This window comes from Burkholderia sp. Ac-20345 (assembly GCF_017104825.1).
Classification (GTDB): domain Bacteria; phylum Pseudomonadota; class Gammaproteobacteria; order Burkholderiales; family Burkholderiaceae; genus Burkholderia; species Burkholderia lata_B.
The window spans coordinates 1-5,211 of record NZ_JAAGPO010000350.1 but is presented as its reverse complement, the minus strand read 5'-3'; the positions used below and the strand labels follow the sequence as shown (position 1 = coordinate 5,211).

At 68.8% G+C, this 5,211-nt stretch carries 7 protein-coding genes and 1 pseudogene; 3 read left to right on the top strand and 5 right to left on the bottom strand.

Annotated elements, in window-relative coordinates:
* On the top strand, positions 1 to 603 hold a 603-nt coding region (locus G3O06_RS46280), incomplete at its 5' end, for a LysR substrate-binding domain-containing protein (protein ID WP_205820081.1).
* Between the two features lie 43 nt (positions 604 to 646).
* On the opposite strand, the gene G3O06_RS46275 is transcribed toward G3O06_RS46280, so the two are convergent.
* The 4 genes from G3O06_RS46275 to copC form a co-directional block, all read right to left on the bottom strand.
* Positions 647 to 1,576, bottom strand: a complete 930-nt coding sequence (locus tag G3O06_RS46275; RefSeq protein ID WP_205820080.1) for a LysR family transcriptional regulator — start codon at positions 1,574 to 1,576, stop codon at positions 647 to 649.
* Between the two features lie 166 nt (positions 1,577 to 1,742).
* Positions 1,743 to 2,516, bottom strand: coding sequence for an SDR family oxidoreductase (locus G3O06_RS46270; RefSeq protein WP_174917503.1), 774 nt, complete (start codon positions 2,514 to 2,516; stop codon positions 1,743 to 1,745).
* 179 nt (positions 2,517 to 2,695) lie between these two features.
* A complete protein-coding gene (locus G3O06_RS46265; protein WP_174967681.1) occupies positions 2,696 to 3,196 on the bottom strand; it encodes a DinB family protein in 501 nt (166 codons plus the stop codon).
* Positions 3,197 to 3,259: 63 nt separating this feature from the next.
* Entirely contained in the window at positions 3,260 to 3,634 is a 375-nt protein-coding gene (copC, locus tag G3O06_RS46260; RefSeq protein ID WP_174986397.1) for a copper homeostasis periplasmic binding protein CopC, read from the bottom strand.
* Between the two features lie 114 nt (positions 3,635 to 3,748).
* Between copC and G3O06_RS46255 the strand changes: the two genes are divergently transcribed.
* On the top strand, positions 3,749 to 4,465 hold the full coding sequence (locus G3O06_RS46255; protein ID WP_174967679.1) for a 16S rRNA pseudouridine(516) synthase: 717 nt from the start codon (positions 3,749 to 3,751) through the stop codon (positions 4,463 to 4,465).
* A 105-nt stretch (positions 4,466 to 4,570) separates the two neighbouring features.
* On the top strand, positions 4,571 to 4,759 hold the full coding sequence (locus G3O06_RS46250) for a hypothetical protein (RefSeq protein ID WP_205820079.1): 189 nt from the start codon (positions 4,571 to 4,573) through the stop codon (positions 4,757 to 4,759).
* On the opposite strand, the pseudogene G3O06_RS46245 reads toward G3O06_RS46250, so the two are convergent.
* Positions 4,742 to 5,211: pseudogene (locus G3O06_RS46245) on the bottom strand (SDR family NAD(P)-dependent oxidoreductase); the annotation flags it as partial. The gene G3O06_RS46250 and the pseudogene G3O06_RS46245 overlap by 18 nt on opposite strands.

Sequence of the window (5,211 nt, the reverse complement as noted above, 5' to 3'; positions counted from 1 at the left end):
CACGGGCCGCTGCGGGTCGGCGCGTCGGAGGATTTCGCGGGCGCGTGGCTGCCGCACGTGCTGCGCACGTTCCGCGACCGCCACCCGCGCACGTCGATCGAGCTGAAGGTCGGCATCACCGCGTCGCTGCTGCGCGAGCAGACGCTCGGCCGGCTCGACGTCGTATTCGGCAAGCAGTGCCGGCAGGTCGACACCCCGGGCGAACTGCTGTGGGAAGAACCGCTCGTGTGGGCGTTCGCGTCGGATCGCACGCTCGACGCCAGCGGCGACGTGCCGCTCGCGCTGTTTCCGCAGCCGTGCGTCTATCGGGAAGCCGCCGTCGCGGCGCTCGCCGCCGCGTTGCGGCCGTTCCGCGTGCTGTTCGAGAGCAGCAGCATGGCCGGCTGCGTGTCGGCCGCACTCGCGGGCTTCGCGGTCACCGCGCTGGCGCGCAGTCAGTTGCGCGACGGCCTGCGCGAATGCGGGCCGCAGGATGGTCTGCCGGCGCTGCCGGCCGCGCGCTTCTACGCGTTCGCGGCGAAACCGGATGGCGCCGGCGCGGCATTGATCGACGCGGTGCGGGAAACCGGGCGCAGCCGTCAGTTCGCGGCGCTGCCCGGCTGAAACAGGCGCGACCACCACACGTCACGCAAACCGGCCGTGCCGGTCAGTCGCCCTCCGCGCCCTCCCCACTCTTCGTCAGCGCGCTCGTCATCAGTTCCCCGAACCACTCGACGAACGCATTGAGCCGGCGCGAACGATGCCGCCGGTGCGGATACACGGCCGACACGTCCATCGGCGCGGCGCGGTGGCCGGGCATCACGTCGACGAGTGCGCCGCTGGCGAGCAGATGCTCGACGTCGAAGCGCGGAATCTGGATCAGCCCCATCCCGGCGATGCAGCTGGCGATATAGGTTTCGGCGTTGTTGACGATCACGCGGCTCGGCAGCGCGAGCGTGTGCCGCTCGCCGTCCGCGCAGTATTCCCAGTCGAGCTCACGCCCCGTCGTCGGCGACGCATAGCCGATCGCCCAGTGTCCGTGTGCAAGCGCATCCGGATGCTCGGGCACGCCGCATTCGCGCAGGTAGTCGGGGCTCGCGCAGTTGATCAGCGTGAACTGCCCGAGCGGCCGCACGACGAGGCTGCTGTCCGCGAGCCGCCCGACGCGGATCGCACAGTCGACACCCTCCTGCACCAGGTCGATCGAACGATCCGTCGAGCCCAGCGACAGTTGCAGCTTCGGGTACCGGCGAAACAGAGACGGCAGCGCGGGTGCCACCATGCGGCGCGCGATCCGGCTCGGCACGTCGACGTTCAGCCGGCCGATCACGTCGCGGTCGCGGCGGCGGAACAGGCGGTCGAGTTCGTCGGCCTCCGCGAGCAGGCGCCGGCCGCGTTCGAGCAGCAGCGCGCCGTCGGCGGTGAGCTGCACCTGGCGTGTCGTGCGGTGCAGGAGGCGTGTGCCGAGCCCCGTCTCCAGTTGCTGAACAGCCGCCGACACGGTCGCGCGCGGCACGTCGAGCGCGTGCGCGGCCTTGATGAAGCTGCCCATCTCGGCAACCTGCAGGAAGATTCTGACCTGATCCAGCTTGTCCATCGGCGGAGAACGTAGGTTCGGACGATCGTCACCGCCGGCCGTCGCGCGTCGCGGCAAGCTCCGGCGGCACAGGGAAAACGGGCGCGCAGCCGCGAGGCCGCGCGCCCGTCCATTGTCCACGCAAACGAGCCATTGCGGTGTGCCGCGCGGCCCGTTGCCGGGTGGGTTACTTGGTCGTATAGCCGCCGTTGATCAGGATCGTCTGGCCGGTGATCCACCAGCCGTCGGTGACGAGATGGCGGATGAACGGCACGACGTCCTCGATGTCGGTCAGGCCCGTCTTGCTGAACGGCGACAGCGCGGCCGCCGTCTTGTGATACGCGACCGCATCGGCGCCTTCGGCCGGATAGAAGAACGGCGTGTCCATCGGGCCCGGCCCGACGGCCGTCACCGAGATCCCGCGCGCGCCGTACTCCTTCGATGCCGCGCGCGTGAAATGCTCGACCGGCGCCTTCGACCCTTCGTACGCCGCATAGAACGGCGTGAACGCGCCGAGCAGGGACGTCACGAGCGTGACGAGCTTGCCGTGATCCTCGAGGTGCCGCCCCGCTTCCTTGATGAAGAAGAACGCCGACTTGCTGTTGACCGCGAACATGTCGTCGTACTCGGCCTCGCTGATCTCGGTGAACGGCTTCTTCAGCACCTTGCCGACCGTGTTGATCGCGATGTCGATCTTGCCGAAGCGCTGCTTCGCGTCGTCGAACAGCTTCTCGACCGCGGCGGCCGTCGTCAGGTCGCCCTGGAACGTCGCGGCGTCCGCGCCGGCCGCACGCACCGCGGCGGCCGTCTCCTCGGCCTGCGCCTGCGACGCCGCGCTGTTGTAGTGAATCGCCACCGCCTTCGCGCCGTGGCTCGCCAGATCCCGGGCGATCAGGCCGCCGAGATTCTTTGCGCCGCCTGCGATCAGGACGACCTTGTCTGCGAGCGTATGAGTTGCCACGGTTGACTCCTTTTCTCGTTGAACGAAGCTTGGAGTGTAGGCACGCGCGACGCGCCGGTCAGCCGGTCGCGGCTGGATGGATTATCCAGAAAAACGATCCAATCGGAGCGATGCAATGTGGTTTGCCGTACCGACCACAACACCGAAATCTGCACGCGTCGACACGAGCACCGGCCGCGTCAGCGCGCGTACAGCGCCGCGTCGATCTTGCCGAGCAGCCACTGCATGCCGGCCAGATGCTGCTGGTCGTGGCTGCACAGGTAGTGGACGAGCCCGCGCACGGTCAGCGAGCCGTAGCCGTCGAACTCCCCGGTGCGCGCGAACTGTTCGGGCGTGAGGCGCGACACGAGGTCCAGCGTCTCGCGCCGCGCTTCGCGAATCGCCGCGAGCACGTCGGACGCATACGCATCGTTGTAGCGGCGCTCGATCGCGAGCGCGTCGCCGTCGATCGATACGAGCAGCGGCCTGTCTTCATCGAGCATCCGCCGCAGCCGCACGTGATAGCCGTCGATCTCGATGTCGCGCACGTGGCAGAGCTGCCCGAGCGGCGAGAAGTGCTCGCTCGGGATCCCGGCCCAGTCGTCGGGCGTCCAGCGCGCGTAGCCGTCGGGCACGGCCGCGAAATGCGCTTCGAGCTGACGGGGGAAATCGGCGAGTGCGTCGAGCGTCGTCGGATTCATGCGGGACTCCCTGTCGGATCGGGGCGGCGGCAGCCCTGGCACGGGCCTGCCGCCACCGTTGCGTTACTTCACGCTGAAGCCGTACGCGCCCTGCGTGCGATGCCCGTCGGTCGCGACGGCCACCCATTTCACCGTATAGGCACCGGTGCCGACCGCCGTGAGCGGCACGGTCATCCGCTTGCGGTTCGATGCTTCGATGCGCGCGCGGCCGTCCGACACCGTCTTGCCCGCGCCGTCGACGACGACGATCGAGCTGAACGCCGGCTCCAGCGGCTCGGTGAAGTCGATCGTGACGGCAGCCGGTGCGGCGGCCACCGCCGCGCCCGCCGCCGGGTCGCTCTTCGCGAGGTGCGCGTGCGCGAACGCGGCCGACGAGACGGTCGCGGCAACGATGACGGCGGTGGCGTGACGGGCGAGCTGGAACGAAGCGAAAGGCATGGGCTTTCCGTGAAGAATGAACGGGCGCCGCGCTCCGCGCGGCGTACCGGCAGCTTACCAGCGCAGGTGCGTTCATGCCGGTCGCGCGCCATCGCTTGATAGAATGCGCGCGCTATGGACCTCGAAAGCATTCTCTACACCCAGGGCTTCGGCTCGCGCCGCCAGTGCCGCGGCCTGATCGAAGCGGGCCGCGTCACCGTGGCGGGCGCCAGCGCGACCGACCCCGACGCCGCGTTCGACACCGACGGCCTCGTGTTCTCGGTCGACGATACGGCGTGGCCGTTCCACGCGCACGCGTATCTGGCGCTCAACAAGCCGGCCGGCTACGAGTGTTCGCGCGATCCGCAACACCACGCGAGCATATTCAGCCTGCTGCCCGCGCCGCTCGTCGCGCGCGGCGTGCAGTGCGTCGGGCGTCTCGACCAGGACACGACGGGCCTGCTGCTGCTGTCCGACGACGGCCAGTTCGTGCACGCGTACACGTCGCCGAAGCGCAAGGTGCCGAAAACCTACGTGGCGACCGTGCGCCACCCGCTCGACGACACGCAGCTGAACGCGCTGCGCGCCGGCGTGCAGCTCCACGGAGAGCCGAAGCCGATCGCGGCGGTCGCGGCCGATGCACGCGACACGCACGCACTCGCGCTGACCGTCCTCGAAGGCAAGTATCACCAGGTCAAGCGCATGGTCGCGGCAGCGAGCAATCGCGTCGAGGCGCTGCATCGCGAAAGCATCGGCGGCTTCGCGCTGCCGGACGATCTCGCACCGGGCGCGTGGCGCTGGCTCGATGACGCCGACCTTTCAGCGTTGCGCAATCCCGTCAAAACCCTGTAAGGGAAAATCCGCACGATCGTTCGACGTCCGGCCGCATCTCGGCCGCATGTTCCCCCGCTATACTGAAATTACAAGCTGTACGAGCAGCGACGCAGGGGAGACATCATGAACATCAACCATACTTTCGAACTGTCGTACGTGATGATCGCGTTCGCGGTCATCGGTGTCATCGTGATCGGCGGGCTGCTGGCCTCGATGCACATGAAGCACAAATATCATCCGAACCTGATTGGCGCGCTGATCGGCGCGCTGCTGTGCTTCCTGCTGATCGAGGCGTTACCGGCGCTGACCTGACGCGCTGCCCGGCGCGAGCGTTTGAAGGAAATCATCTACGGTCGGATAGCGCAACGTCACGCACAATTCGGCCTTGAGCCGTGCGTTGGACAGGCGCCGCGACTCGCGCATGAACGACAGCAGCGTCGGTTCGAGCTGACGCTCGGCGTCCGCGCGGCTGACGCGTGGCGGCCTCGGCAGGCCGAGCACCTGCGCGACCCGGTCGAAATACTCTCCCATCCGCAGTTCGCTGTCGTCCGACGCGTGCACGGCGCGCGCCGGCTTGCCGCGTTCGGCCGCGCGGCGCAGGATCGCCGCGAGATCGTCCGCGTGAATGTGGTTCGTGTAGACGTCGTCGGCCGACTCGAGCGCCGGCGTGCCGCGCTCGAGCCGCGCGACCGGCAGACGGTTCGCCGCGTAGATGCCCGGAATGCGCACGATGCGCGCGGACAGCACGCCGCGCACCGTCGCCA

Coding starts and splice junctions, on each gene's coding strand:
- copC (WP_174986397.1), bottom strand. CDS start 3,634: ATGCCTTTCGCTTCGTTCCAGCTCGCCCGTCACGCCACCGCCGTCATC.
- G3O06_RS46265 (WP_174967681.1), bottom strand. CDS start 3,196: ATGAATCCGACGACGCTCGACGCACTCGCCGATTTCCCCCGTCAGCTC.
- G3O06_RS46255 (WP_174967679.1), top strand. CDS start 3,749: ATGGACCTCGAAAGCATTCTCTACACCCAGGGCTTCGGCTCGCGCCGC.
- G3O06_RS46250 (WP_205820079.1), top strand. CDS start 4,571: ATGAACATCAACCATACTTTCGAACTGTCGTACGTGATGATCGCGTTC.
- G3O06_RS46275 (WP_205820080.1), bottom strand. CDS start 1,576: ATGGACAAGCTGGATCAGGTCAGAATCTTCCTGCAGGTTGCCGAGATG.